Source organism: Pseudomonas sp. YQ_6 (assembly GCF_043103245.1).
Lineage (GTDB): Bacteria > Pseudomonadota > Gammaproteobacteria > Pseudomonadales > Pseudomonadaceae > Aquipseudomonas > Aquipseudomonas alloputida.
Genome location: NZ_JBICJR010000061.1, coordinates 168,501 through 194,329 on the forward strand (window position 1 = coordinate 168,501; position 25,829 = coordinate 194,329).

Annotated in this window: 18 protein-coding genes; 9 read left to right on the top strand and 9 right to left on the bottom strand. The window is 63.5% G+C overall.

What is annotated here, in order from left to right; translation table 11 throughout:
- Positions 1-207: 207 nt before the first annotated feature.
- A complete protein-coding gene (locus ACF8FG_RS21400) occupies positions 208-5,256 on the top strand; it encodes an AAA family ATPase (protein WP_392519190.1) in 5,049 nt (1,682 codons plus the stop codon).
- A 54-nt stretch (positions 5,257-5,310) separates the two neighbouring features.
- Here the strand turns inward: ACF8FG_RS21400 and ycaC (ACF8FG_RS21405) are convergent, their stop codons facing one another.
- On the bottom strand, positions 5,311-5,937 hold the full coding sequence (gene ycaC, locus ACF8FG_RS21405; RefSeq protein WP_003253573.1) for an isochorismate family cysteine hydrolase YcaC: 627 nt from the start codon (positions 5,935-5,937) through the stop codon (positions 5,311-5,313).
- A gap of 72 nt (positions 5,938-6,009) precedes the next feature.
- Positions 6,010-6,372: an AraC family transcriptional regulator gene (locus tag ACF8FG_RS21410; protein ID WP_012054076.1), complete on the bottom strand. Its 363-nt coding sequence runs from the start codon at positions 6,370-6,372 to the stop codon at positions 6,010-6,012.
- A 180-nt stretch (positions 6,373-6,552) separates the two neighbouring features.
- On the opposite strand from ACF8FG_RS21410, the gene ACF8FG_RS21415 reads away from it, so the two are divergent.
- From ACF8FG_RS21415 to ACF8FG_RS21425, 3 genes are all read left to right on the top strand, one after another.
- Positions 6,553-7,539, top strand: a complete 987-nt coding sequence (locus ACF8FG_RS21415; protein WP_014592824.1) for a GlxA family transcriptional regulator — start codon at positions 6,553-6,555, stop codon at positions 7,537-7,539.
- Between the two features lie 198 nt (positions 7,540-7,737).
- A complete protein-coding gene (locus ACF8FG_RS21420) occupies positions 7,738-9,525 on the top strand; it encodes a monovalent cation:proton antiporter-2 (CPA2) family protein (protein WP_318078860.1) in 1,788 nt (595 codons plus the stop codon).
- A gap of 692 nt (positions 9,526-10,217) precedes the next feature.
- Positions 10,218-10,511 carry a hypothetical protein gene (locus tag ACF8FG_RS21425; RefSeq protein ID WP_318078861.1) on the top strand — a complete coding sequence of 98 codons (294 nt, stop codon included), beginning with the start codon at positions 10,218-10,220 and terminating at the stop codon, positions 10,509-10,511.
- Positions 10,512-10,859: 348 nt separating this feature from the next.
- Here the strand turns inward: ACF8FG_RS21425 and ycaC (ACF8FG_RS21430) are convergent, their stop codons facing one another.
- Entirely contained in the window at positions 10,860-11,489 is a 630-nt protein-coding gene (ycaC, locus tag ACF8FG_RS21430) for an isochorismate family cysteine hydrolase YcaC (protein ID WP_014592827.1), read from the bottom strand.
- A gap of 230 nt (positions 11,490-11,719) precedes the next feature.
- Here ycaC (ACF8FG_RS21430) and ACF8FG_RS21435 point away from each other — a divergent pair, with 230 nt between their 5' ends.
- The 3 genes from ACF8FG_RS21435 to ACF8FG_RS21445 all read left to right on the top strand — a co-directional run bounded on the left by ACF8FG_RS21435 (position 11,720) and on the right by ACF8FG_RS21445 (position 15,701).
- Positions 11,720-12,631, top strand: coding sequence for a LysR substrate-binding domain-containing protein (locus ACF8FG_RS21435; protein WP_010955764.1), 912 nt, complete (start codon positions 11,720-11,722; stop codon positions 12,629-12,631).
- A 207-nt stretch (positions 12,632-12,838) separates the two neighbouring features.
- Positions 12,839-14,101 (top strand): OprD family porin, encoded by a 1,263-nt coding sequence (locus tag ACF8FG_RS21440; protein WP_053867757.1) that lies wholly within the window; start codon positions 12,839-12,841, stop codon positions 14,099-14,101.
- A gap of 1 nt (position 14,102) precedes the next feature.
- A complete protein-coding gene (locus ACF8FG_RS21445) occupies positions 14,103-15,701 on the top strand; it encodes an MFS transporter (RefSeq protein WP_014592829.1) in 1,599 nt (532 codons plus the stop codon).
- Between the two features lie 169 nt (positions 15,702-15,870).
- Here ACF8FG_RS21445 and ACF8FG_RS21450 read toward each other — a convergent pair whose 3' ends face one another.
- The 4 genes from ACF8FG_RS21450 to ycaC (ACF8FG_RS21465) all read right to left on the bottom strand — a co-directional run bounded on the left by ACF8FG_RS21450 (position 15,871) and on the right by ycaC (ACF8FG_RS21465) (position 19,967).
- Positions 15,871-17,712 carry an amidohydrolase gene (locus ACF8FG_RS21450; protein WP_162912021.1) on the bottom strand — a complete coding sequence of 614 codons (1,842 nt, stop codon included), beginning with the start codon at positions 17,710-17,712 and terminating at the stop codon, positions 15,871-15,873.
- 340 nt (positions 17,713-18,052) lie between these two features.
- Positions 18,053-18,871, bottom strand: coding sequence for an alpha/beta fold hydrolase (locus ACF8FG_RS21455; RefSeq protein ID WP_010955768.1), 819 nt, complete (start codon positions 18,869-18,871; stop codon positions 18,053-18,055).
- A 40-nt stretch (positions 18,872-18,911) separates the two neighbouring features.
- Entirely contained in the window at positions 18,912-19,220 is a 309-nt protein-coding gene (locus ACF8FG_RS21460) for a hypothetical protein (protein ID WP_014592831.1), read from the bottom strand.
- A gap of 117 nt (positions 19,221-19,337) precedes the next feature.
- Positions 19,338-19,967, bottom strand: coding sequence for an isochorismate family cysteine hydrolase YcaC (gene ycaC / locus ACF8FG_RS21465; RefSeq protein ID WP_014592832.1), 630 nt, complete (start codon positions 19,965-19,967; stop codon positions 19,338-19,340).
- A gap of 321 nt (positions 19,968-20,288) precedes the next feature.
- Between ycaC (ACF8FG_RS21465) and ACF8FG_RS21470 the strand changes: the two genes are divergently transcribed.
- On the top strand, positions 20,289-21,716 hold the full coding sequence (locus ACF8FG_RS21470) for a mechanosensitive ion channel family protein (RefSeq protein ID WP_014592833.1): 1,428 nt from the start codon (positions 20,289-20,291) through the stop codon (positions 21,714-21,716).
- A 108-nt stretch (positions 21,717-21,824) separates the two neighbouring features.
- Here ACF8FG_RS21470 and ACF8FG_RS21475 read toward each other — a convergent pair whose 3' ends face one another.
- Both ACF8FG_RS21475 and ACF8FG_RS21480 read right to left on the bottom strand, forming a co-directional pair.
- The gene (locus ACF8FG_RS21475) at positions 21,825-23,111 is read right to left on the bottom strand and encodes an FAD-binding oxidoreductase (RefSeq protein WP_014860498.1); all 1,287 of its coding nucleotides are present in this window, start codon (positions 23,109-23,111) and stop codon (positions 21,825-21,827) included.
- Positions 23,112-23,268: 157 nt separating this feature from the next.
- Positions 23,269-24,759 carry an aldehyde dehydrogenase family protein gene (locus ACF8FG_RS21480; RefSeq protein ID WP_003253547.1) on the bottom strand — a complete coding sequence of 497 codons (1,491 nt, stop codon included), beginning with the start codon at positions 24,757-24,759 and terminating at the stop codon, positions 23,269-23,271.
- Between the two features lie 135 nt (positions 24,760-24,894).
- Between ACF8FG_RS21480 and ACF8FG_RS21485 the strand changes: the two genes are divergently transcribed.
- Entirely contained in the window at positions 24,895-25,785 is an 891-nt protein-coding gene (locus tag ACF8FG_RS21485) for a LysR family transcriptional regulator (protein WP_019436537.1), read from the top strand.
- The last annotated feature ends 44 nt before the right edge of the window (positions 25,786-25,829 follow it).

Consider the following 25,829-nt stretch of genomic DNA (forward strand, 5'->3'; position numbering starts at 1 on the left):
TGCCCTGGGCAGCCTAGGCCAGCGTAGGCGTTCAGACAATTATCCCGAGGGATAGGTTGGCCCAAGGACTATACAAAAGCCCGCCTGCCCCAAGGGGACGATAACGGACAACAGCGTGCCCGTTCCTGCCAAGCAGGCTGTAACCCGCAGCCATGCTGGGCCCGCTGCGTATACTCGCGCCTCAGGAGTCGCTAGCGGGGGTGCTTTATGCTCGATGAACGCCTTGCCCACAGGCCCATCGATTACGACCAGTCAATCGACGAGGGCTGGCTGAAGCGGTGCGAGATCAGCGCGCTGGGCCCGGAAGGTGAACTCAGCTATTTCCGCCTGCGCGACCCAGCCACAAATCAGGCCTGGATCGCCGTGCGCGCGCCGCTCGAGGCCCCTTCCGCCTGTCAGCGCCTGGAACGTGACTACCGCCTGCAACTGGACCCACAGTGGGCGGTGATCCCCTCGGCGTTTGTGCGCTCGGCCGAAGGCCCGTTGCTGGTGTACCCGGCCGGGCGCTCAGTCGCCGACCTGATCGCTGAAGGCCCTGCGGCGCTGGAGCCGTTTCTCGACATCGCGGTGAACGCTGCCCATGCGTTGGCGCAAGCGCACGAACACAATGTGCTGCACGGTACATTGCAGCCCGAGCATGTGTACCTGCGCGCCCACCAGCGGGTGCGCCTGGGCTTCTTTCGCGCCGACCCGGCAGAGCGGATCAGCGAACAGGGCACCCCGCTCGGCAACTGGGCCTACCTGGCGCCGGAGCAGGTTTGCCCACACGGAAGCAGCAGCGACCGACGCAGTGACATCTATGCCCTGGGTGCAATCCTCTACCAGTTACTGGTAGGCGAACTGCCGCTGGCCGGGCGCGACACCCAGCACTGGCGACAGCTGCATGCGGGTGTGCAGCCGCGGGCGGCCAGCGAAGTGGACAGCAAGGTGCCGCCCCCCCTCAGCCTGGTCCTGGCAAAGGCCTTGGCCAAAGAGCCGGACGCCCGCTACCAGAGCGCGCGCGCCCTTGCAGTGGACTTGGCTCACTGCCAGCGGCAGTGGGCCGCCCACAAATCCATGGCACCCCTCACCCCAGGCTGCGCCGACCCGGTAGCGCACGGCCACGCGCGCCTGTTTGGCCGCAGCGCCGAGCAAAAGGCTATCACCCTGCTGCTCAAGGCCCTGCATCGCGACAGCAAACCACAAGCCCTGATCATCAACGGCGCTGCTGGCATGGGCAAATCGAGCCTGGTCGAAGCGGCTCTCAAGGACAACGCCGAAGGTTACTGGGCCGTCGGCAAGTGCAACAGCCACACCCAAGCAGTGCCCTACACGCCCTGGATCGAAGTACTCGGTGCCCTGACTACCCAGTTGCTGGCCAAGAACAGTCAGGACCTCGTCACCCTGCGCCGCGAAATCCAGCGCCGTATCAAAGGTCATGGTCGTCTGCTCGGCAAGCTGGCCCCGGACCTGCAACTTATTCTCGGCCCTCTGCCCCAATTACCCGCCAAGCCCACGCGCCTTGTGTTGCAGAAGGAACTGCACGCGATCATTGAATTCCTGCAGGTTTTCAGCCGACCTGGCCAACCGCTGGTGCTGTTCTTCGACGACCTGCAATGGGCCGACGACGCCACCCGGCACCTGTTGGCCCAACTGCTGGCTGAAGCGCCGGCCAACCTGCTGCTGATTTTCACCCGGTGCAACGATACGCCCACCACCAGCGCACCGCTGGCCATACCCGCAGCGGTGCGCAGCACCACGCTGAACCTGCGGCCGCTGGCCGTTGGAGCGGTGGCCGAGCTGATTGGCGAGCGCTTCCATGTTGCCCCCGAGGCCGCATTTCAACTGGCCGAACGGGTGCATGGCAAGACGGCGGGCAACCCGTTTTTCATCAACCAGATCCTCAGGGCCATGGTCGAAGACCAGCTGTTCATCTTCGACACCCAGGCCATGCGCTGGTCATGGTGCCTGCAGGCCGTGGCCCGGCACTGCTACTCCGACAATGTCGCCGACCTGATGGTCCACCGCCTGGAGCGCCTGCCGGCACCGCAACGCGACCTTTTGCGGGCCGTCAGCGCGGCAGGCAGCCACTGCGATGAACACCTGCTTCGGCTAGTGCTCGCCCAACCGCCAGGCGAACCCTTGAAAGCCTTGATTGGCGCCGGCTTCCTGCAACCGGGCCAGAACGGCCTGGGCTTTACTCATGACCGGGTGATGGAGGCCGCTTATGCACTCACGCCCGTGCACCAGCGCGCCTCGCTGCATGCACGTATCGCCCTGGCCATGCGCCGGGCTTGGCCAGGCCACATGCACGAGGTGCTGTTCGAGCTCGCCAGCCAGCTACAACGCGCCACCCCATGCGGGTTTGCAGCGGATGACTGCGAAGCGTTCCTGCGGCTTTTACGCGAAGCCGCATCACGCGCACGCGACGCCGGCACCTTCGAGCAGGCCGCTGGCTACCTGCACACCGCCGAGCAGTTGCTGCAGCACAGCGCCACGCTGGAAAGCCGCGCCACGCATGGCTTTGCCATCGCCTGCATGGCGACGGAGTGCGACATGCAACTGTCACGAACGCTCGCGGCCGAGGCCCGCCTCACTGAATGCCGCCAGCGTGCTCGCTCGGTGTTGGACCAGGCACGGGCGTGCCGGCTGCAGGCACTGCTGTACACCTTGCGAGGTGACTATCAGGCGGCCATCGACAGCGCCCTGGCCGGCCTGGACTTACTGGGTATCAGCCCGGTGCGGGGCCTCGACTGGCAACAGGTCAAGGCCAGTCATGCCCATGTGCAGGCGTTGATCGAACAGAAGGACCGGCATTGCCTGGAGTCACTGCCGCGCACCGACTCGGAGGAAGTGACGGTTGCCATCAGCCTGCTGGCCACTCTGTCATCATCATTCTTCGTGAAGGACGACATCAGCTTCCTGCACCTGGCCAAGCTCATGGAGTTGTCGCTACTGCACGGCGTTGCCCCTGGCAGCACCTACGGCATGGCCTGGTACGGCGTGATGATTGCCGAGCGTTTTGGCGCTTACCATGATGGCCATGCCTGTTGCCTGGCCGCGCTCAAGCTGATCGAACGGCACGGTTTCGACGCTGATCTAACCAGCGCGCTGCTGGCCCTGGACCAGGTCAGCGCCTGGACCTCGCCCATGGAATTCGCCCGACGTACCGCGCTGGACGCGGTCGACTCGACGCGCCTGAGCGGTGACCTGGCGATGAGCTGCTATGCCTGCAACCACCTGGTTTCAGATTCGCTGTTCATGGGCCGCTACCTGCCGGACGTGGTCGAGGAAGTGGCGCAAGGCCTGGCCACTGTGCGTCGCCACGGCTACGGCGATATCGAGCAGATCCTGCTGGCCCAGCAAGCGTTCGTCGCCAACCTGAGCGGCACGCCCTGCCCCGCCCCGGCCACCGCCTCGAAGTCGCCCACCACGCGGTTCTTCCAACACCTGTTCGCCGCCATGTGCGCCTTCTACATGGGCAATATCCCGAAGGCCATGCGCGACCTGGCATTGGCCGGCGACAATACCTGGGCCGCACCCGCGCACATCAACCTGGCCGACTATCACCTGTTCCGCGGCCTGGCCCTGGGCAGCCCCGAGGCCCACGGCAGCCTTGTCGACAAGCTGCGCGAGCTGCAGGCCCTGCGCGAGCGCTTCAGCCGCTGGGCCGGCTTCAACCCGGCCACCTTCCGCAGCAAGCAGTTGCTGATCGAGGGCGTCATCGCCAAGCTCGAAGGCGACGGCCTGGCCGCGATCCGCTGCTTCGACCAGGCGCAAATCGCCGCCACCGCTGCCGGCTTCATCCACGAGCAGGCGCTGGCCCATGAACAGCTGGCTGAGGTGTGCATCCCCAGCGGCCTGATCTCGGGCGCCAACCTGCACCTACGCATTGCCCGCGACTGCTTCCACATCTGGGGCGCGACCGGCAAGGTGCACCAGCTAGAGACGTTGCATCCGTTTTTGCGCACCCAGCCGATTCAGGAGACCTATCGCGCCACCCACCAGGCCAGGCTGGACCTCGAAGCCGGCATCGAAGCCGCGCGGGCGCTGTCCGAGGAAGTGCTGCTCGAAGGCCTGATCGAAACCCTGATGGGCCACCTGACCCAGCACTCCGGTGCCGACCATGGCGCGCTGCTGATTGTGAGCGGCGCCGAATTCCAGATGGCCGCCCTGGCCTACATCGACGATGCCGGGCTGCACGTGAGCATGGACAACTGCCAGAAGTTCATGACCCAGGCACCGTTGTCGGTCATCAACACCACCATGCGCACCCGCAAACCGCTGGTGCTCAACGATGCCCTCAGTGAGTGCCCGGAGGCCTTCCGCCAACAGCTGCAGGCGCGCAACGCCCGCTCGGTGCTGTGCCTGCCGCTGGTTATCCAGGGCGTGCTGATCGGCCTGGTGTACCTGGAAAACCGCCTCGTGCCGAACCTGTTCGGCAGTCAGCGCCTGGCCATGCTGGAAATCCTCGCCTCGCAGGCAGCCGTGTCGCTACAAACGGCCAAGTTCTACACGCGCCTGGCCGAGGAAAACCAGATCCGCACCCAGATGGAGGCTGAGTTGCGCCGCTCGCGTGCGGAACTGGCGCGCAGTGCGCACTTGCAGGCGATGAATGAGCTGTCAGCGTCCATCGCCCACGAGATCAGCCAGCCGCTCCTGGGCATCGCCTCCAATGCCGCGGCCAGCCTGCGCTGGCTGAAACGCGCCAAACCCGACCTGGAAGAAGCGATTGCCGGCCTGGAAGACATCCGCAACGACAGCGAACGGGCCGGCAACATCGTGCGGGCGCTGCGGTCCCTGGCCAAGCAGTCACCCATGCAACTCAAGGCGGTGAAGCTGGACGAGTTGATCCGCGAGGTGGTGCGCCTGACCTCGGCCGACGCCGCCAAGGGCAAGGTGGATGTGCAGACACGGTTGAAGGCCGGGGTGTGCGTGACAGCCGACCCGGTGCAGTTGCAGCAGTTGGTGTTCAACCTGATTACCAATGCCCTGGAAGCGTTGGCGGGGTATCGCTGTGACGGGGTGCTGAAGATTACGTCGGCGGTAGTCGAGGACGAGGTGGAGATCTGCGTGGACGACAACGGGCCGGGGATCGCGGCGGACGAGCGTGAGCGCGTATTCGATGCGTTTCATACCACCAAGACCGGTGGCATGGGGATGGGCTTGGCGATCTGCAGTTCGGTCGCTCAGGCCCACGGCGGGCAGCTGCAGGCGCTGGTGTCGCAGTTGGGTGGATGCCGGATTCGTTTCAGTCTGCCTGTGAGTCACGCATAGCCTGTGCCGGCCTCTTCGCGGTTTTACCCGCGAAGAGGCCGATTCAGGTTTACATCAACGGGAGGCCAGCGCTGCGTAGCTGTTCATTAGGTTGCGATAGTTGGGGATACGCTGCGACAGCAGGTTACCCAGCCCTTCGATGTCGTTGCGCCAGTCGCGGTGCAGTTCGCAGGCCACCGAGAACCAGTTCATCATCTGTGCACCCGCCTGGGTCATGCGTACCCAAGCTGCTTGCTGCACGGTTTCGTTGAAGGTACCCGAGGCATCGGTCACCACGAACACTTCAAAACCTTCCGCCAGCGCCGACAGGGTCGGGAAGGCCACGCACACATCGGTCACCACACCGGCGATGATCAGTTGCTTGCGGCCCGTGGCCTTGATTGCCTTGACGAAGTCTTCGTTGTCCCAGGCGTTGATCTGGCCGGGACGGGCAATGTACGGCGCATCCGGGAACATCTCTTTCAGCTCAGGCACCAGCGGGCCATTCGGGCCTTGCTCGAAGCTGGTGGTGAGGATGGTCGGCAGGCCAAAGAACTTGGCCAGGTCGCCCAGGGCCAGCACGTTGTTCTTGAATTCGTTGGGCGAAAAATCCTGCACCAGCGAGATCAGACCGGTCTGGTGGTCGACCAGCAGCACCACGGCGTCGTCTTTGTTCAGGCGCTTGTAATCGGGTTGGCTCATGGGGTGACTCCTTGGGTTGGGATAACGGGCCGGCACTGTCCGCAGGGGGTTATACCGGTGGATAGCTTCGGCTTAAGAAAGTACCTGCGCCTGCCGCCAGGCCTTGGGTGGCTGGCCGACCAGGCGGCTGAAAGCGCGGGTGAAATGGGCCTGGTCACAAAAGCCGCATTCCAGGCTCACGTGGGTGATAGGCGCCTCGGTGGCAAGCAAGCGCTTGGCCTTTTCCATGCGCGCCAGCAGGCGCCAGGCCTGCGGCGAAAGGCCGGTGTTGACTTTGAAGGCGCGGGAAAAATGGCTGCGGGTAAGGTTGCATACCGCGGCGATCTCGATGATCGACAACGGGCTATGCAACATCAGCTCCTTGGCCCGGCGCAGCCGCGCGGGCGTGAGTGCGCCGGGGGTTTGCAGCGGCGCTTCGGGCGTCCCAGGGTACATGGCGACTCTCCTGTTCAATACGGAAAGTCTCGCCCCCGGCACATGACGAAGTCCTGAGCCAAACCTGAATTGTTGTTAATTGTGTGCTGCTGGCCCTGGGCGTTTTGCCGATACCTTAAGATGCGTTTCGTATTCAGCTTCTGGCCGCTACCCGCGGCCGGCATTCAAGGCGAAAGAGGTATGCAGGAAAAACCCGCCCACCGCACCGTGGCCATGGTGCTGTTCAATGATGTGCTACTGCTGGATGTCACCGGTCCCATGGATGCATTCGCCATCGCCAACCGGTTCTTGCCTGCAGCACGGCAATATCGGCTGCTGACCTTGGCCGAGGGGCAAGCAGTGGTACGCGGCTCATGCGGCCTGAAGGTAGTGGCCGACCGGCGCCTGGAAGACTTGCCGGAGGCCGTCGACCTGTTGCTGGTGCCGGGCGGCCCTGGGGCCTATGACATCGCCCTGCCAGGGATCGAGCGCTGGCTGCCCAAGGCCGTGCGCCAGGCAAAGCGCTTCGGTGCCATCTGCACCGGGGTGTTCCTGCTGGGGCGGGCCGGGTTACTGAATGGCTATCGCTGCACCACCCACTGGAACTACGTGGAGCGCCTGGCACAGGCTTTTCCCGAAGCCAAGGTGGAGACCGAGCAGATTTACGTGATGGACCGCTGCCTGATCACCTCGGGCGGTATCACTGCAGGGATCGACCTGGCACTGGCGGTGGTCGCCGAGGACCATGGCAAGGCGCTGGCCCTGGAAGTAGCCAAGGTACTGCTGGTTGCCCGCCACCGTCAGGGCGGGCAGACACCCTACGGGCCGCTGCTGGCTGCGGTACCGCGCGATGACTCGCCGATTGCCCGGGTGCAAGCTTATATCGTCGATCACATCGAGCAGGCGTTCACCGTGCAGAAAATGGCCGAACTGGTGGCCATGAGCGGGCGTAACTTTGCCCGGACGTTTCTGCGCGAGGTGGGCATTACGCCGCTGCAGTACCTGCAGAATGCGCGCATCGATCGTGCACGCAAGCTGCTCGAATGCGGTGACCTGCCGATGAAGGTGGTGGCGGCGCAGTGCGGGTTTGGCAGTGACCGACACATGCGCAAGGTATTCTTTGAGCGAATTGGCATGACGCCGGCGCAGTATCGGGCACAGTTTGGTGGCGGTGAACAGTCGGATTAGCGCTGCCTTCTTCGCGGGCGCGCCCGCTCCCACAGAGATAGCACAGGCCTTGAGCCCAGGTAAGCGCCGGCACCGATTGTCACCCTGAACAGGACAATGTTTCTTCCCGTGAGATGATTGTCTGACGCCACCCTACCCCTCAGAATTGGCCGTCAAACTGTTCGAACGCTGCCCCGGCAGCTCATGGAGTAAGAGCCAATGCCACACGAAGGCAGCCTTCTACAAACCGCGGTGATCTTCCTGCTTGCCGCCGTCCTCGCCGTCCCCCTGGCCAAGCGCCTGCAACTGGGTGCCGTGCTCGGCTACCTGCTCGCCGGTGTGGTCATCGGCCCGCAAGCACTTGGCCTGATCCGCGACACAGAAAGCGTGGCGCACATTTCCGAACTGGGCGTGGTCTTGCTGCTGTTCATCATCGGGCTGGAACTGTCGCCCAAACGCTTGTGGCTGATGCGCAAGTCCGTCTTTGGTGTCGGCACTGCCCAAGTGGTGCTAACCGGCGCAGTAATCGGCGCCATCGCCTTGTTCGGCTTCAGCCAGACGCTACCAGCAGCCATCGTGCTCGGTCTGGGCCTGGCGCTTTCGTCCACCGCCCTTGGCCTGCAGAGCCTGGCCGAGAGCAAGCAGCTCAATGCACCGCACGGCCGTCTGGCGTTCGCCATCCTGTTGTTCCAGGATATCGCCGCGATTCCGCTGATCGCCTTGGTACCGCTGCTGGCCGCCACTGGCCCGGACACCAGCCAAGGCGACAGCCTGCAACACGGCCTGAAGGTATTCGCCAGCATCGCCGTGGTGATCATCGGCGGTCGCTACCTGTTGCGCCCGGTGTTCCGCACCGTGGCTCGCACCGGCCTGCCGGAAGTGTCTACTGCCACCGCACTGCTGGTGGTGATCGGCACCGCCTGGCTGATGGAAGAAGCGGGTATCTCCATGGCCCTTGGCGCTTTCCTCGCCGGCCTGCTGCTGGCCGACTCGGAATACCGTCACGAGCTTGAGTCGCAGATCGAACCCTTCAAGGGCTTGCTGTTGGGGCTGTTCTTCATCAGCGTGGGCATGGGCGCCAACCTGCACCTGCTGCTGGAAATGCCGCTGGTGGTGCTGGGCCTGACCCTGTTGCTGGTGGCCGTGAAACTGCTGTTGCTGATAGGCGTCGGCCGTTTGGTAGGTGGCCTGAACAGCGCCAGCGCCCTGCGCCTGGGCATGGTGTTGGCGGCCGGTGGCGAATTCGCCTTCGTGGTGTTCAAGCTGGGCAAGGACCAAGGCCTGTTCGATACCCAGACCTACGACCTGCTGCTGATGACCATTACCCTGTCGATGGCCATCACCCCGCTGCTGATGCTGGGTTGCGCCCGCGCCCTCAAACGCCCGCAACCGGCGCGTGAAGTGCCCGAGCAATACAAACAGATCCAGACGGATACACCGCGGGTGGTGATCGTCGGCATGGGCCGCATGGGCCAGATCGTCGCGCGCATCCTGCGGGCGCAGAAGATCCCGTTCGTTGCCCTGGAAACCTCGGTGGACACCATCGAGATGACCCGCATGTTCGAACAGGTACCAGTGTTCTACGGCGACCCGCTGCGCCCGGAGGTGTTGCACGCCGCCAAGGTGGGTGAAGCGGAGTATTTCATCATCACCATTGATGACCCTGAAGCCGCCATTCATACCGCCGCACGGGTGAAGCGCCTGTACCCACACCTGAAGGTGCTGGCCCGGGCGCGCAACCGCCAGCATGTGCACAAACTGGCGGATGTGGGCGCGGAGCCGATTCGCGAGACGTTCTACTCCAGCCTGGAAATGACCCGCCGGGCACTGGTGGGGTTGGGCCTGAGCGATGAACAGGCGGCGGACCGCATTGCACGGTTTACCCAGCATGACGAAGAGGTGCTGGAGGCCCAGGGGCAAGTGCGTGATGACCGGGCCAAGGTGATGCAGACGGCCAAGGAGGCGCGGGTGGAGCTGGAGCGGTTGTTTGATTCGGATGCAAACTGAGGCCTTTTGGCGCATGCCTTGAGGGTTGTAGTGCCTGTGAGATCGGGCGCCGCCCGCGCGGCGCTTCGCGGGTAAACCCGCTCCTACGTTTGTTTCGGGCCAGTTATTCCTGTGGGACGCGCACGCGAGCCCCCCTGGCGCACGCCTCGATATCGCGTCGTACAAACAAGGCAGTCGCGCGCGCCTGGCACAGGAGGGACTGGCCAGAAACAAACGTAGGAGCGGGTTTACCCGCGAAGCGCCGCGCGGGCGGCGCTCGATCTCATGGGCGCCCAAAAACTATCGCCAGGCACCTGGAAGCCATCCTGCAATTTCCTGACGTTCACCTCGCCGCCATTACGCGAACACACAAAAGCCATCACAAAATCGTCTAATTCTCAGCTGGGTCCTACTTCCCCGCGAACCATTTCCTACGTTCACGCCAATCCCAAGGAATTATCCTACACACCGTGTCGACGCCCGTCTGATTGTCCAGGGAAGGCCTGCTCTCTAGGCTGACCGGGTCGCTGTCGGTTCAGCGATCGGGTGTGGAAACCCGGCAGGTAATCGGAATGGCAGTTGTCATGGCAGCTGCACGCGGGAGGCCGAATGGCCTGCCGGGGTTCCGATAGCCCGGCTTTCCACCCCGCGTGCAGCCGCCACCCTTCGCGTGGAAACGGATGGTGCCGGCCAACCTCTATCGGAGTTTGGCTATGAAAAAGATTGTCCCCGATCCACCCCTCCCCAACACCACACAACGCTCTTTCAGCCGCTGCGATGCCGGCCATCCCCCATTGTTCACCGTAAACCCCGGCGTTTCCGCCCACGATGCCCTGGTGCATGTCGCCCAATACCTGCGCGGTGCCTACGACTGTGGCTACAAAGCCTTGGAGCATCTGGATGACACAGGCGAGAGCCTGTTCTGGAGCAACCTGAACGCACTCGAAATGGCAGAAGGGTTGGTTGAGGCATTGCTGGATGGGATTGAGTCACAGCCCATGAACTGAGTCGCCTGTATCGGCCTCTTCGCGGGTGAACCCGCTCCCACAGAGTCCTCGTCGACACGGGTGTCAGTACCAACCACAGAAAAGGGCCACTGTTTCCAGTGGCCCATCAGATGCTCGATATTCATATGCACACCTCAAGCCGGGGTGTGGAGGTCTCACCCTACACTGATGATTCAGCCATCGATGGGGTTCCTGATCCAGTTACTGCCGCTGAATGACAACTGGCTTCGCGCTCGGGTGAAACGCTAACAATGCCGCCAATACAGGTCAACGACTGGAACAAAGCGCAACAAAAAAACCGGCTCCCTACAGAGAGAGCCGGCCTTTGTGCGCGTTGCTGATGGTTGATTACTTACCCGCAGTCAGCGCGTTATAGCTGGTCATCAGATTGCGATAATCCGGAATGTGGTTGGAGCAAAGTGCAGCCAGCCCTTCGACATCGTTGCGCCAGTCGCGGTGCAGCTCGCAGGCCACGCCGAACCAGGTCATCAGTTGGGCACCCGCCTGGCTCATGCGGTCATGCGCGGCATCACGGGTCATCTCATTGAAGGTGCCGGAAGCATCGGTCACCACGAACACCTCAAATTCTTCCTCCAAGGCCGCCAGCGCCGGGAACGCCACGCAAACCTCGGTCACAACACCTGCAATGATCAGCTGCTTCTTGCCGGTCGCCTTCACCGCCTTGACGAAGTCCTCGTTGTCCCAGGCGTTGATCTGGCCAGGGCGGGCAATGTACGGCGCGTCCGGGAACAGGGCTTTCAGTTCCGGCACCAGCGGGCCGTTGGGGCCTTGCTCGAAGCTGGTGGTGAGGATGGTCGGCAGGTTGAAGAACTTGGCCAGGTCAGCCAGCGCCAGCACGTTGTTCTTGAACTTGTCCGGCTCGATATCGCGCACCAGCGACAGCAGGCCAGCCTGGTGGTCGACCAGCAGTACGGCAGCGTCGTCTTTGTTCAGGCGGTTGTAGGTGAATTTGCTCATGGTCTGTGCTCCTAAGGGTTATGAATTTTTCAGCAATCCGGGGTGTTTCGCGTTGATGGGCACAGATTAAAATCATCACCTTTGCGGCGGTAGTTAGCAGAATCTGGCTTTAGCGTTCTGATTTATGAACGATGGATTTGTAGGGGGCTGTGCCGGCCCTCTTCGCGGCTAAAGCCGCTCCTACAAGCGAAGAGGCCGGTACAGGCAACCAAATACCCGGAGACCGATCATTGGAAGACCTCAACTCCCTCTACTACTTCACCCAGGTCGTCGAACATGGCGGCTTCGCCCCGGCCGGGCGGGCGCTGGACATGCCCAAGTCGAAGCTCAGCCGGCGAATCGCCGACCTTGAAGACCGCCTGGGTGTGCGGCTGTTGAACCGCACAAGCCGTCACTGCTCGCTGACCGAAATCGGCCAGGCCTATTACAACCGCTGCCTGGCCATGCGCGTGGAGGCCGAGGGCGCGGCGGAAATCATCGAGCGCAACCGCAGCGAACCGCGCGGCTTGGTACGCATCAGCTGCCCGACCACCCTGCTCAACTCCTGGGTCGGGCCGATGCTGACCCGCTACATGCTCAAGTACCCGCAGGTGGAGCTGTTCATCGAAAGTACCAACCGCCGTGTCGACCTGTTGCACGAGGGCTTCGACATCGCCCTGCGGGTGCGCTTTCCGCCACTGGAGAACACTGACATGGTGATGAAGGTGCTGAGCAACAGCACCCAGTGCCTGGTCGGCCAGCCTCAATACCTGGCGCAACTGCCCAAAGGGTTTGACCCACAGCTGCTGGGCACACTACCCAGCGTGCATTGGGGCAGTGCCCAGCGCGAGTACCAGTGGGAACTGTTCCAGGGTGAAGACAACAGCCGCAGCATCGTCATCCCGCATACACCACGCATGGTGACTGATGACCTGTTTGCCTTGCGCCACTTCGTGGTAGCCGGAGTGGGGATCGCACACTTGCCGCGGGTGGCGGTGCGTGAGGACCTGGCGGCGGGACGTCTGGTTGAGCTGATTCCGGACTGGCACCCGCGTTGCGGCATCGTGCATGCGATCTTCCCATCGCGACGTGGGTTGCTGCCTTCGGTGCGAGCGCTGATCGATCATCTGGCTGAGGAGTTCGCCATCAGCGACATGGCGTGAGTGCCCGGCTGGCTGAGCCGGCCTCTTCGCGGGTATGCCCGCTCCCGCAGGTATTGCACAAGGCTCGGGGCCGGTGGTGGCCCTGTAGGAGCGGCTTTAGCCGCGAAAGGGCCGGTACAGGTAATGCAAATACCCACCCAGCACACCCTTACAAGACCTTCGGTCTACTCTTCTTCCACACTCCCGGATCATCCCCCGGAGCCCCTCATGATCCGCGCCACACACGGACCAGGCCGCGTCCTGCTCGCCACCCTCGCCCTCTGGCCGGCGCTGAGCCACGCCGAAGCGCCCGGCTGGTCGCTGCTCAGCCGCAACTATTTTCTGCACAGTGACTTCCGCTCGCCCTCCGGCAGCGGCCAGAACTACCGCCAGGAATGGGCCCAAGGCTTCATCGGCGAGGTGCGTTCCGGCTTCACCGAAGGCACTGTCGGCGTCGGCATCGATGCACATGGCTTTCTTGGCCTCAAGCTCGATGGCGGCCGCGGCCATAGCGGCACCGGCCTGCTGCCACGCGACAGCGATGGCCGCGCCGAGTCCGAGTACTCCAGCGCCGGTGCCGCGCTCAAAATGCAGTTAGGCAACACCCAACTGCGCTATGGCGAGATGATGGTGGAAACACCGGTGTTCGACACCGGAGACAAACGCCTGCACCCGGAATACGCCACCGGCTGGTGGGTGGAAAACACCGACCAGCCCGACTGGCGCCTGCAGGCCGGGCGTTTTACTGCCTTCAACAACCAGGACAACAGCTCCACCCACGACGATTTCAGCGGCTACGGCGCGACCACCCACAACCGGGCCATCAGCCTGGCCGGTGCCACCTTCGCGCCCAACGGGCCGTTCGGCGCCGCACTGTATGCCGGACAGCTGGAAAACACCTGGCGCCAGACCTATCTCAACCTGAACCTGGCCGAGGGCAACTGGCGCCTGGACGGCAACCTGTACAAAACCCACGACACCGGCAACGCCAGCGCCGGGGCGATCGACACCCTCGCCTATAGCCTGCTGGCCAAGTACAGCTTCGGCGCCCAGGCGCTGAGCCTGGCCTACCAGAAGGTCGAGGGCGACACCCCGTTCGACTTCGTCGGCGGCGACTCCATCTACCTGGCCAACGCGATCAAGTACGCCGACTTCAACGGCCCTGGCGAGCACTCGTGGCAACTGCGCTATGACCTGAACTTCGCCACCCTCGGCGCACCTGGCCTGAGCCTGATGGGCCGCTATGTCAGCGGCCGCGGCATCGACGGCAGCCATGCGCCTGCGGGCGGCGCCTATGTGAACCAGTACGGCGACGGCGGCAAGCACTGGGAGCGCGACATCGACCTGAAATACGTGGTGCAGTCGGGGGCTGCCAGGGACCTGAGCCTGTCGCTCTCCCACGTCAGTCACCGCGCCAACCAGGCCCAGGCGGGCGATGATATCGACCGCATCTACCTGATCATCGAATACCCACTCAAAGGCAGCTTCTGACATGAGCACATCCCCTTCAGGTGCCTGGAGCCCGTTGCGTAACACCACCTTCCGCATGCTGTGGATCGCCACCATCGCCTCCAACATCGGCACCTGGATGCACGAGGTAGGCGCCGGCTGGCTGATGACCACGCTGTCGGCCAGCCCGCTGCACGTGGCGTTGATCCAGGTAGCCGGCTCGCTGCCGATGTTCTTCCTGGCCCTGCCGGCCGGCGCAGCGGCGGACATCGTCGACAAACGCCGCTACCTGTTGCTGGTGCAACTGTGGATGTCTTGCGTAGCGGTTGTGCTGGCGGCCCTGACCTTGCTCGGGATGATGAACGTCACCTTGTTGCTGGTGCTGACCCTGGCACTGGGCATTGGTACAGCGCTGATGATGCCGGCGTGGAGCGCACTGACACCGGAACTGGTGGGCAAGGAGGACCTGGCCAACGCGGTGGCGCTTTCCAGTGTCGGCATCAACGTGTCACGGGCCATCGGCCCGGCACTGGCGGGGGTGGTGGTGAGCATGGTCGGCCCGTGGCTGACCTTTGCCCTGAATGCCATCTCGTTCGCGGGTGTGATCCTGGTGTTGTACCTGTGGAAGCGTGAGGTGAAGGAACCACTGCTGCCGGCCGAACGCTTCGTTGGCGCCATGCGCACTGGGCTGCGCTTTGCCCGCAGCGCCAAGCCTTTGCAGGCCGTGATGCTGCGCGCGTTGGCGTTCTTTTTCTGCGCCAGCGCCGGCACTTCGCTGCTGCCACTGATCGTGCGTGGCGAGATGCACGGCACTGCAGCGGACTTCGGCCTGCTGCTGGCGGCCATCGGTATTGGCGCAGTGGCGGGTGCCACCTTGCTGCCGCGTCTGCGTGAGCGCATCAGCCGTGACCGCCTGGTGTTACTGGCCAGCCTGCTGTATGCCCTGTTCCTGCTGGCCCTGGCGCTGGTGCGCAACTTTTATGCGCTGCTGCCCGCGATGCTGCTCAGCGGCGCGGCGTGGATCGCGGTGCTGTCCAACCTGCAAGTGGCTGCGCAGACTTCGGTGCCAGCCTGGGTAAGGGCGCGGGCTTTGTCGGTATACATTCTGATTTTCTTCGGTGCCATGGCCTGTGGCGGCCTGCTGTGGGGCACGCTGGCCAGCCATGCAACGCTCACCTTCAGCCTGCTGGTGGCCGCAGGCGGCCTGGCGCTGGGTACCTTGCTGACCTGCAAGGTGGCGCTGCCGGAAACCGAGGCAGAGGAGCTGACGCCGTCGCTGCATTGGCCGGTGCCGGTATTGAGCGATGACATGGACAAGGAAGTCGGACCGGTGATGGTCACCGTCGAGTACCACATCGCCCCCACCAAGGCCGAGGCCTTCCAGCAAGCGGCACGGGAGCTGGAAGCGATGCGCAAGCGCAATGGCGCATTGTCGTGGGGGTTGATGCGGGACAGTGCTGATCCGGCGTTGTGGCTGGAGTTCTTCTTCGAGGAATCGTGGCTGGAGCATCTGCGGCATCACCACCGGGTGACCCGTGGTGAACTGAAGATCGAGGCGCGGGTCAGGATGCTGCAGACTGATGGGGTTGAAGTGCGGATTCGGCATTTGTTGGCTGGCGGGGAGCATAAGGCTCACCATTGATGCTGGCCTTTGCGGCCCTTTCGCGGGTAAACCCGCCCGTAGGAGCGGGTTTACCCGCGAAAGGACCACAAAGCCCCCCGTAGGAGCGGGTTCACCCGCGAAAGGGCCGGCACTGAAGACACAAAAAAAGGGGCCAGTTATTGGCCCCCGTTCTTCACATCAGCTCACCTTAGAAAGCGAAGCACGAACAGCCCAGCGCACCCCAGAAGCCCTGGAAGTCATTGACCGGAACACTCGACTTACGCGCCTTGTCGTGGCTGTGTGCATGCACCCCGCACGGCCCCGAGCACTGGTGCACAGCGGCTGCCAACGATGGCGTACCAACGCGCCAGTGCCCAGGCACCTTGGTCACCGGCGACCACTCTGGCAACACCGGCACCTGCGGAGGGCCAAGCTTGTCGAACTCGCCAGCACCGTACACCACCTTGCCATCAACGATGGTCAGCACCGACTCGATACCCTTGATCGCCTCTTCATCGACACTGAAGAAGTCGAGCGACAACGCTGCCAGGTCAGCCAGCTGGCCCACCTTGATCTGGCCCTTCTTGCCTTGCTCGCTGGAGAACCAGGCGCTGCCCTGGGTGAACAGTTGCAGCGCGGTGTCACGGCTCAGGCCTTCCGGGTACAGCTCCATGCCACCGACCGTCTTGCCGCTGACCAGCCAGTACAGTGAGGTCCATGGGTTGTAGCTGGACACCCGAGTGGCATCGGTACCCGCGCCCACCGGCACGCCCATCTCGAGCATGCGTTTGATCGGCGGGGTCTGCTCGGCGGCCTTGGCGCCGTAGCGGTCGACGAAGTACTCACCCTGGAAGGCCATGCGGTCCTGGATGGCAATACCACCGCCCAGCGCACGCACGCGTTCGATATTCTGCGGGGTGATGGTTTCGGCGTGGTCGAAGAACCAGGGCAGGCCGTTGAATGGGATGTCGCGGTTGACCTTCTCGAACACGTCGAGCATGCGCGTGATCGATTCGTTATAGGTGGCGTGCAGGCGGAATGGCCAGCGCTGCTCGACCAGGTGGCGCACCACCGGCTCCAATTCTTCTTCCATGGTCTGCGGCAGGTCCGGGCGCGGCTCGAGGAAGTCCTCGAAGTCGGCGGCAGAGAACACCAGCATTTCGCCAGCGCCATTGTGGCGCAAGAAGTCGGTACCGCTGTGCAGCTTGACGCTGGAGGTCCACTTCTTGAAGTCGTCCAGTTCTTCCTTGGGCTTCTGGGTGAACAGGTTGTAGGCGATGCGTACGGTCAGCTGATTGTTGTCGGCCAGCTCCTGAATCACGGAGTAGTCGTCAGGGAAGTTCTGGTAGCCGCCACCGGCGTCGATGGCGCTGGTCAGGCCCAGCCGGTTGAGCTCACGCATGAACTGGCGAGTGGAGTTGACCTGATACTCCAGCGGCAACTTAGGCCCCTTGGCCAGCGTGGCGTAGAGGATCATCGCGTTCGGGCGGGCGATCAGCATGCCGGTCGGGTTACCGAACTTGTCGCGCTGGATCTCGCCACCCGGCGGGTTCGGCGTGTCCTTGGTGTAGCCGACGGCCTTGAGCGCGGCGCGGTTGAGCAGCGCGCGGTCGTACAGGTGCAGCAGGAACACCGGGGTGTCGGGTGCGGCCTGGTTGATTTCTTCAAGGGTGGGCATGCGCTTTTCGGCGAACTGGAACTCGTTCCAGCCACCGACCACGCGCACCCACTGCGGGGTAGGCGTGCGCGCAGCCTGGTCCTTGAGCATGCGCAGGGCATCGGCCACTGAAGGCACCCCTTCCCAACGCAGCTCGAGGTTGTAGTTCAGACCGCCACGGATCAGGTGCAGGTGCGAGTCATTGAGGCCCGGGATCACCGTGCGCTGCTTGAGGTCGATGATCTGCGAGGCGGCACCCTTGTGGGCCATGGCCTCGGCGTCACTGCCCACGGCGATGAAGCGGCCGTCCTTGATGGCGACGGCGGTCGCGGTGGGCTTCTCGCGGTCAACGGTGTGCAGTTTGCCGTTGAACAGAATCAGGTCGGCGGTCATGGAACCTCCTTGCGTGGATGCGTGAGCGGAACCGGCATGGCCGGTAAAAGGTAATGCGGACCAGAGCGCGCCAGCGGCACCGAGCACAGTGCTGGTGGCGAGGAACTGGCGACGGGTCTTGTCGTTGCGATCCTGGGACATGGGCTTCTCCGACTAGGGGCCGGCAGGGGGACTGCGAAGCATGCCGGTTGATGCAAGGCCTGGGCTTGGATGGATGTGCGGTGGGTTGAAGAAGGTTAGCCCTGGTTAAGCTTTTTGCTGCCTGGGCCGGCCTCTTCGCGGGTAAACCCGCTCCTACAACGTCTGTAGGAGCGGGTTCACCCGCGAATGTTTCCCACAATTACCGCTGAAGGAACGCCAGCAGGTCCTCATTCAGTTGCTGCGCATGGGTCACCGCAAAACCGTGCGGCGCCCCGGCATACACCTTCAGCTCGGCGCCGCGAATCAGCTCCGCGGCCTGCTTGCCGGTGGTCTCGAACGGTACGATCTGGTCGTCATCGCCATGGATCACCAATGTCGGCACATCGACCTTGGCCATGTCGGGACGGAAATCGGTCTCCGAGAAGGCCGTTACACAATCCAGGGTGCCCTTGATCGACGCCATCAGCGCAATGTTCAAAGTCTGCGTCTGCACACCCTGGGACACCTGCTGCCCATGGTTCAGGCCGTAGAACGGCGTGGCGAAATCGGCGATGAACTGCGCGCGGTCGGCACGCAGGCCGGCCCGGATGCCCTCGAACACCGACAGGTCGACACCGTCAGGATTATCGTCACGCTTGCCGAACACTGGCGTCACCGCGCCCAGCAACACCAGCCCGGCCACCCGCTCGCTGCCGTGGCGGGCGATGTAGCGGCTGACATCACCGCCCCCCATCGAGAAGCCCACCAGGGTGACGTCGCGCAGGTCGAGGTGCTCGATCAGCTGGGCAATGTCATCGGCGAAGGTGTCGTAGTCGTAACCGTTCCACGGCTGGCTCGAGCGGCCGAAACCCCGGCGATCGAAGGCGATGGCGCGGTAACCGCGGCTGGCCAGGAACTCCATCTGCGAATCCCACATGTCGGCATCCAGCGGCCAGCCGTGGCTGAACAGCACGGGCTTGCCGCTGCCCCAGTCCTTGAAATAGATCGAAGTGCCATCGCGGGTAACGAACGTGCTCATAGCGGTATCTCCTTGAAAGTGTCGAGATGAAGGCGTCGGCTCAGCCGCGCAGCCAGTTGGCGCAGCGGTGGGTTACCCAAGGCATGATGTAGAACACCACAGGCAGGATGACGAACAGGTTGACGATCAGGTTGCCGGTGATCACGCCGCCCAGCTGCGGAAAGCGCGCAAACAGCGGCGCCAGCAGTTGCGGGATGACCATGGTCATCGGGCAGATCACCAGGTAGGTCAGCAGTGCTTGCTTCCAGCGCGGCGGTTGCGCTGCCGGGGTGCCCGGCGAGCCATCAAGCACCTTGTGTTGCAGGCATACGGTCACCACTTCGCGGTTGTCATGGAGTGCGGTGTTCATCGGCGTTCCTTGGGATGAGCTTGCCCGCATCCACTGTGCAACGGCGGACGGGCGCTGGATTGGATAGGTGTGCTGCCCTGGGCGAGCACCGATTGGCGGTGCCCGCGGCGATTGGGCTTACTTGTTGGCGTTGAAGGCGTTGTAGCTGGTCATCAGGTTGCGGTAGTCCGGGATGTGGTTGGAGCACAGCGCGGCCAGGCCTTCGATGTCGTTGCGCCAGTCGCGGTGCAGCTCGCAGGCCACGCCGAACCAGGTCATCAATTGCGCACCCGCCTGGCTCATGCGGTCGTGGGCGGCGTCGCGGGTCATGGCGTTGAAGGTACCGGAGGCATCAGTGACCACGAACACGTCGAACTCTTCTTCCAAGGCAGACAGGGCCGGGAAAGCTACGCACACTTCAGTCACAACGCCGGCGATGATCAGTTGCTTCTTGCCAGTGGCCTTCACGGCCTTGACGAAGTCTTCGTTGTCCCAGGCGTTGATCTGGCCAGGGCGGGCAATGTACGGGGCGTCCGGGAACAGGGCTTTCAGTTCTGGCACCAGTGGGCCGTTGGGGCCTTGCTCGAAGCTGGTGGTGAGGATGGTCGGCAGGTTGAAGAACTTGGCCAGGTCGGCCAGGGCCAGCACGTTGTTCTTGAACGCGTCCGGCTCGATGTCGCGGACCAGGGACAGCAGGCCAGCCTGGTGATCGACCAGCAGTACGGCGGCGTCGTCTTTGTTCAGGCGGTTGTATTTGAAGTTGGTCATGGGGGTAGCTCCTAAGGGTTTTGATGTTCAGTAAGTTGGGTGTTTCGCGTTGATGGGAGAAGATTAAAACCATCACCTTTGGAGCGGTAGATAGCGGTTTTTGGCTTTAGCGTTCTGTTTTAGGAACGATAGGTTGGCGTTGGTTTTGCTGGCCTCTTCGCGGACTCGCCCGCTCCCACAGGGATCGCACAAGATTCAAAATCAGCGCTTTACCTGTGGGAGCGGGCAAGCCCGCGAAGGGGCCAGCACAGGCTTGCATTGCCTGCCCGGCAAACCTGCTCTATTACTACCCACAGCCCTCCCCTCACCCCCGAGACCACCATGCTGGCGTTCATCCAGTCGTCCCCGTTGTTGCTCGGTTGCGCCCTGATCCTGCTCGACCTCGTGCTTTGGCAACTGATCCCCATTCAGCGTCATGCCTGGCGCATCAGCGCGCGCCTGGTGATCTTCCTGCTGTTCAGCTCAGTGCTGATGGCCGCCGGCATGAGCCCGCTGCAACCACCGCCGTGGCCCGACGATGTCTCGCGCAACCTGATGGCCACGGTATTGGCCATCGGCTGGTGGCTGTTCGGTGCGCGCACGGTAACCGTGGTATTCGGCCTGTTGCTGGTGGCCCGTGGCAGCCATGGCGGGCGCTTGCTGCAGGATGTGCTGGGGGCGTTGATCTTCCTCGCCGCCGTGGTCGCGGCCGCAGGTTATGTGCTGCAACTGCCGGTGAAGGGCCTGCTGGCCACCTCCGGGGTAATGGCCATCGTCATCGGCCTGGCGCTGCAGAGCACACTGGCTGATGTCTTCAGCGGCATCGTGCTGAACACCACGCGGCCCTATCAGATTGGCGACTCAATCTCCATCGACGGCACCGAAGGCAAGGTCCTCGATATCGACTGGCGCGCCACGCGCCTGCTGACCGGTACCGGCAGCCTGGCGGTGATCCCCAACTCGGTAGCGGCCAAGGCGCGGCTGCTCAACCACAGTCGCCCGGCCGATGTGCACGGGGTATCGATCAGCGTGGTGGTCCCGGCCAAGGTGCGACCCAAGCGCGTGTTCGATGCGCTGGAAAAAGCCTTGCAGGGCGTCAGTGCCATCCTTGCAACCCCGAAGCCGAAGGTGACGGTAAAGGCCTCGACACTGGAGTCGGTGGAGTACGAGGCCAGCGGCTTTGTGGCCGATGCGGGCGTCAAGGGCGATGCACGCAACCAGCTGTTCGACCTGGCGCACCGGCACCTGGAGGCCAGCGGGGTGATGTGGAACGTCGACCTGGCCGTGCCGCCGCGCAGCCGCCAGCGCGAGGTGCTGGATGAGGTTCGAGTGTTCCGCTCGCTAAGTGACGAAGAGCGCGATGCGTTGAGCCAGCGCATGACTGCAGTCGAGTACCTGGCGGACCAGGTGATCCTGGGGGTGGGCGAGCATTCCGATCATCTGCTGGTGATTGGCAGCGGTGTGGTATCGGCCTCGGTGCGCGACGGAGACAAACTGTTGGAAGCCGGGCGCATGGGGCCGGGTGAGGTGCTGGGGATCGAGGGGATCATCGACGAAGAAGATTCGCTGGCCGAATTCCGCACGCTGACCAGTTGCGTGCTGTACCGGATCGACAAGGAACAGGTGAAGAGCTGTTTGCAGCAGCGTGGCGAAGTGCAGACGGCGTTGAGCAAATTGCAGCGGTTCCGGCGGCAGAGCCGGGAGTCGTTGTTGTTGCAGAAGCCGGCCCTGATCAAGAAAGGTGGCTTCCTCAGCTGGCTGCACAAGTAAGCCTGTGCTGGCCTCTTCGCGGGTAAACCCGCTCCTACAGGTTCACCACAGCCCTCTCAGGCGGTGAACAATTTGTAGGAGCGGGTTTACCCGCGAAGAGGCCAGTACTTACAACACAACCCTCAGGCACTGCCCCGCGTGGTACAGCGAGAAGCCAGACTCATAGAACGCGGTCCGCAGCGAAGGCGCGCTCACACCGCTCATCGGCGAAAACGGAATCGGCAGGCTGTCCGCCTCGCCCTTGAGCAGGAACTCGGCAAACGCACGCCCGATCACGGTGCCGGTGGTATTACCGCGCCCGTTGTACCCGGTCACCGCCACCAACCCAGGCGCCGGCTCGAACAGGCGCATCAGGTGGTCAGGCGTGAAGTCGATGCAGCCAGTCCAGTGCATTTCCCACTCGACCTTGCCCAGCTCCGGGTAATAGTGGCTCTGGATGCGATCGGCCCAGCTGCGCACGAACCAGGCTGGCTTGTTGTCGACCCGGCCCAGGCTGCCGAGCAGCAGGCGGCCCTGATCATCACGGCGGATGCTGCTGAGCACGGTGCGGGTGTCCCACGAACCTTGTCCATGTGGCAGCACCTTGTCGGCTGCGATGCCCTGCAGCGGCTTGGAGGCTACCTGATAGTAATAGCCGCGGAAGAACTGCTTCTGCAGGTTGCTCCAGTCGCCTTCGGTGTAGGCGCCGGTGGAAATCACCACTTTTTCGGCGCGCACAGCGCCACGCGCAGTCTTCACCCGCCAGCCATCACCTTCACGCTCCAGGCCTTCGACCGAAGACTGCTGGAAAATCTTGCCGCCCAGGCGCGCCACGGCAGCCGCCAGGCCCTGGGTGTAGCCCATGGGGTTGATGGTGCCGGCACGGCGATCAAGCAGCGCAGCGGAAATCTTGTCGGTACCGCAGTATTCCTGGCACTGGGCACCGGTCAGCAGCTCGACGTCGGCACCTCGGCGGCGCCATTGTTCGTGACGCGCTTCGAGGTCGGCGATACCGGTGGCGTTGTGCGCCATGTGCAGCGTGCCTTTGTGCTGGGCCTGGCAGTCGATGCCAAGGCGCTCGATCATGGCGAACACTTCAGCCGGGGCTTCGCCAAGCACCTTGTTCAGGCGGCTGCCTTGCTTCTGGCCAAGGGTGGCCTCGACGTCGTCGGGGCGGATCCAGGTACCGGCGTTGACCAGGCCGACGTTGCGCCCGGAGCCACCGTGGCCGATCTTCCAGGCCTCCAGCACGATCACCGACTTGCCCTGTTCGAGCAGGTGGATGGCCGCCGACAGGCCGGTAATGCCGCCGCCGATCACACAGACATCGGCCTTGTGCTCACCGGCCAGGGCCTGGGCGGCGACGGTCGGTTTGCTGACGTGTTCCCACAAGCATTGTTGACGCAGTTCGGACATGGCCGGCTCCAGCAATTTGTTCTTGTTGGGGCCGCAGGGCGGCCCTTTCGCGGGTAAACCCGCTCCTACAGGGGTCGGTGTCGCTTGGACGAACCCTGTAGGAGCGGGTCTACCCGCGAACCGGGGGCCAGGCCCCCGGCCATGCAGCATCAATACATCAGTCGAACACGATACCCTGCGCCAGCGGCAGCTCGCGCGAGTAGTTCACGGTGTTGGTCTGGCGACGCATGTAGCCTTTCCAGGCATCCGAGCCCGACTCACGGCCACCGCCGGTTTCCTTCTCGCCACCAAACGCACCGCCAATCTCGGCGCCGCTGGTACCGATGTTGACGTTGGCGATGCCGCAGTCGCTGCCCGAGGCGCTCTGGAAGCGCTCGGCTTCACGGATGTCGGTGGTGAAAATGCACGACGACAGGCCTTGTGGCACTTCGTTGTTCAGGCGCAGGGCCTCCTCGAAGTCGTCGTAGGCCAGCACGTACAGGATCGGTGCGAAGGTTTCGTGGCGCACCACGTCACTTTGAGCCGGCATTTCAGCAATGGCTGGCGAAACGTAGTAGGCGTTCGGGTACTGGTCGGCCAGCTGACGCTCGCCACCAAATACCTGACCACCTTCGTCGCGGGCCTTGGCCAGTGCACCCTGCATGGCGTCGAACGACTGCTTGTCGATCAGCGGGCCGACCAGGTTGTCTTTACGTGGGTCGCCGATACGCACTTTGCCGTAGGCGGCTTTGACGCGGGCAACCACTTCGTCCTTGATCGAACGATGCACGATCAGGCGGCGCAGGGTGGTGCAACGCTGGCCGGCAGTGCCGACAGCCGAGAACAGGATGCCGCGCACGGCCAGGTCCAGGTCGGCGCTCGGGGCCAGGATCATGGCGTTGTTGCCGCCCAGTTCCAGGATGCTGCGGCCGAAGCGGGCAGCAACGCGTGGGCCGACTTCGCGACCCATGCGGGTGCTGCCGGTGGCGCTGACCAGCGGTACGCGCGGGTCGTCGACCATGGCTTCGCCAGCTTCACGGCCGCCGATCACCAGTTGTGCCAAGCCAGCCGGAGCATCGCCGAAGGCTTTCAGGGCTTTTTCGAACAGCGCCTGGCAGGCCAGGGCGGTCAGCGGAGTCTTCTCGGACGGTTTCCATACCACCGAGTTGCCGGCCACCAGGGCCAGGGCGGTGTTCCAGGCCCACACGGCAACCGGGAAGTTGAAGGCGCTGATCACGCCGACCACACCCAGCGGGTGCCAGGTTTCACGCATGTGGTGGCCCGGGCGCTCGGAAGCGATGGTCAGGCCGTACAGCTGGCGCGACAGGCCAACGGCGAAGTCGCAGATATCGATCATTTCCTGCACTTCGCCCAGGCCTTCCTGGGTGATCTTGCCGGCTTCGATCGAGACCAGCTCGCCGAGGTCGGCCTTGTGCTCACGCAGCACTTCGCCGAACAGGCGCACCAGTTCGCCACGGCGCGGAGCCGGCACACTGCGCCAGGCTTCGAAGGCGCTCTGGGCCTGATCGATGCGGGCGATGGTCTCGGCCTTGCCGAGCAGTTTCACCGAGGCGATCTGGCTGCCGTCGATCGGCGTGTGAACAGGGTAGTCGCCCTGGGTGTAAGCCTCGGCGGCAACGCCAAGGCGCTCGAGCAATCCAGCAACCATTTGTGCATCTCCTACATCGGTGATGGGGTGGAAAAATGATGTGGATCAGTATTAATCCGATCACATAGGTACAACAAACGACCTTTATTCCGCATATCATTCCGTCAGGTAATGATTTGAGCCGCAGAGACCGCTATGTCAAAACGCCTGGTACCCTCCATGACCGCCCTGCAGTGCTTTGAAGCTGCAGCCCGCCATCTGAGTTTTACCCGTGCCGCCGAAGAACTGCACCTGACCCAGAGCGCGGTCAGCAAGCAGGTGGCGCAGCTGGAAGACATGCTGCGCCACCACCTGTTCCTGCGCATCCGCCGGCGCTTGCAGCTTACCCCGGCCGGCAGCCTGTACCTGGCGGAGGTCAACAAGATCCTCACCCAGGTGGATATGTCCAGCCGCTATGTGCTCACCTACGGCGAACAGACCGAGATACTGAAAGTAGCCACTCAACCGAGTTTTGGCGTGCGCTGGTTGATCCCGCATCTGAAAGGTTTTGGCAAACGGCACGGCAATATCCACCTGGACATTCGCAACGAGATGGAGCCGTTCGCCCTGCTGCAAGGCTCGGCTGATGTGGTGTTCTTCTATGGCCAGGGCACTTGGCCGGGGGCCACTTGCGTGGAGTTGTTCCGCGAAGAGGTGGTGCCGGTGTGTGCACCAGAGCTGCTGGCCGGGCGCAAGCTGGCCGGTGCCGAGGAGCTGGCCGAACTGGTGCTGCTGCAAAGCACCTCGCGGCCGGAGGCCTGGCATGAGTGGTTCCTGGAGCAGGACCTGCAGAGCGTCAGCGCCTACCACGGGCCGCGCTTCGATACGTTCTATATGGCATTGAGCGCAGCACAGGCCGGGTGCGGGGTAGCGCTGGTGCCGCGCTACCTGGCGGCGAAGGAACTGGCCGACGGTAGCCTGGTGGTGCCGTGGAACCATGCGATGCGCAGTGCCGGGGCGCATTACCTGGCGTATGCCGAGCATGCGGCGGAGGTGCCCAAGGTGCGGGCGCTGGTGGAGTGGATCCACGAACAGCTCCAGGCTTGAGGGCCTCTTCGCGGCTAAAGCCGCTCCTACGGGGCCCTGCGCAA

Coding starts and splice junctions, on each gene's coding strand:
- ACF8FG_RS21400 (WP_392519190.1), top strand. CDS start 208: ATGCTCGATGAACGCCTTGCCCACAGGCCCATCGATTACGACCAGTCA.
- ycaC (WP_003253573.1), bottom strand. CDS start 5,937: ATGAGCCAACCCGATTACAAGCGCCTGAACAAAGACGACGCCGTGGTG.
- ACF8FG_RS21410 (WP_012054076.1), bottom strand. CDS start 6,372: ATGTACCCTGGGACGCCCGAAGCGCCGCTGCAAACCCCCGGCGCACTC.
- ACF8FG_RS21415 (WP_014592824.1), top strand. CDS start 6,553: ATGCAGGAAAAACCCGCCCACCGCACCGTGGCCATGGTGCTGTTCAAT.
- ACF8FG_RS21420 (WP_318078860.1), top strand. CDS start 7,738: ATGCCACACGAAGGCAGCCTTCTACAAACCGCGGTGATCTTCCTGCTT.
- ACF8FG_RS21425 (WP_318078861.1), top strand. CDS start 10,218: ATGAAAAAGATTGTCCCCGATCCACCCCTCCCCAACACCACACAACGC.
- ycaC (WP_014592827.1), bottom strand. CDS start 11,489: ATGAGCAAATTCACCTACAACCGCCTGAACAAAGACGACGCTGCCGTA.
- ACF8FG_RS21440 (WP_053867757.1), top strand. CDS start 12,839: ATGATCCGCGCCACACACGGACCAGGCCGCGTCCTGCTCGCCACCCTC.
- ACF8FG_RS21445 (WP_014592829.1), top strand. CDS start 14,103: ATGAGCACATCCCCTTCAGGTGCCTGGAGCCCGTTGCGTAACACCACC.
- ACF8FG_RS21450 (WP_162912021.1), bottom strand. CDS start 17,712: ATGACCGCCGACCTGATTCTGTTCAACGGCAAACTGCACACCGTTGAC.
- ACF8FG_RS21455 (WP_010955768.1), bottom strand. CDS start 18,871: ATGAGCACGTTCGTTACCCGCGATGGCACTTCGATCTATTTCAAGGAC.
- ACF8FG_RS21460 (WP_014592831.1), bottom strand. CDS start 19,220: ATGAACACCGCACTCCATGACAACCGCGAAGTGGTGACCGTATGCCTG.
- ycaC (WP_014592832.1), bottom strand. CDS start 19,967: ATGACCAACTTCAAATACAACCGCCTGAACAAAGACGACGCCGCCGTA.
- ACF8FG_RS21470 (WP_014592833.1), top strand. CDS start 20,289: ATGCTGGCGTTCATCCAGTCGTCCCCGTTGTTGCTCGGTTGCGCCCTG.
- ACF8FG_RS21475 (WP_014860498.1), bottom strand. CDS start 23,111: ATGTCCGAACTGCGTCAACAATGCTTGTGGGAACACGTCAGCAAACCG.
- ACF8FG_RS21480 (WP_003253547.1), bottom strand. CDS start 24,759: ATGGTTGCTGGATTGCTCGAGCGCCTTGGCGTTGCCGCCGAGGCTTAC.
- ACF8FG_RS21485 (WP_019436537.1), top strand. CDS start 24,895: ATGTCAAAACGCCTGGTACCCTCCATGACCGCCCTGCAGTGCTTTGAA.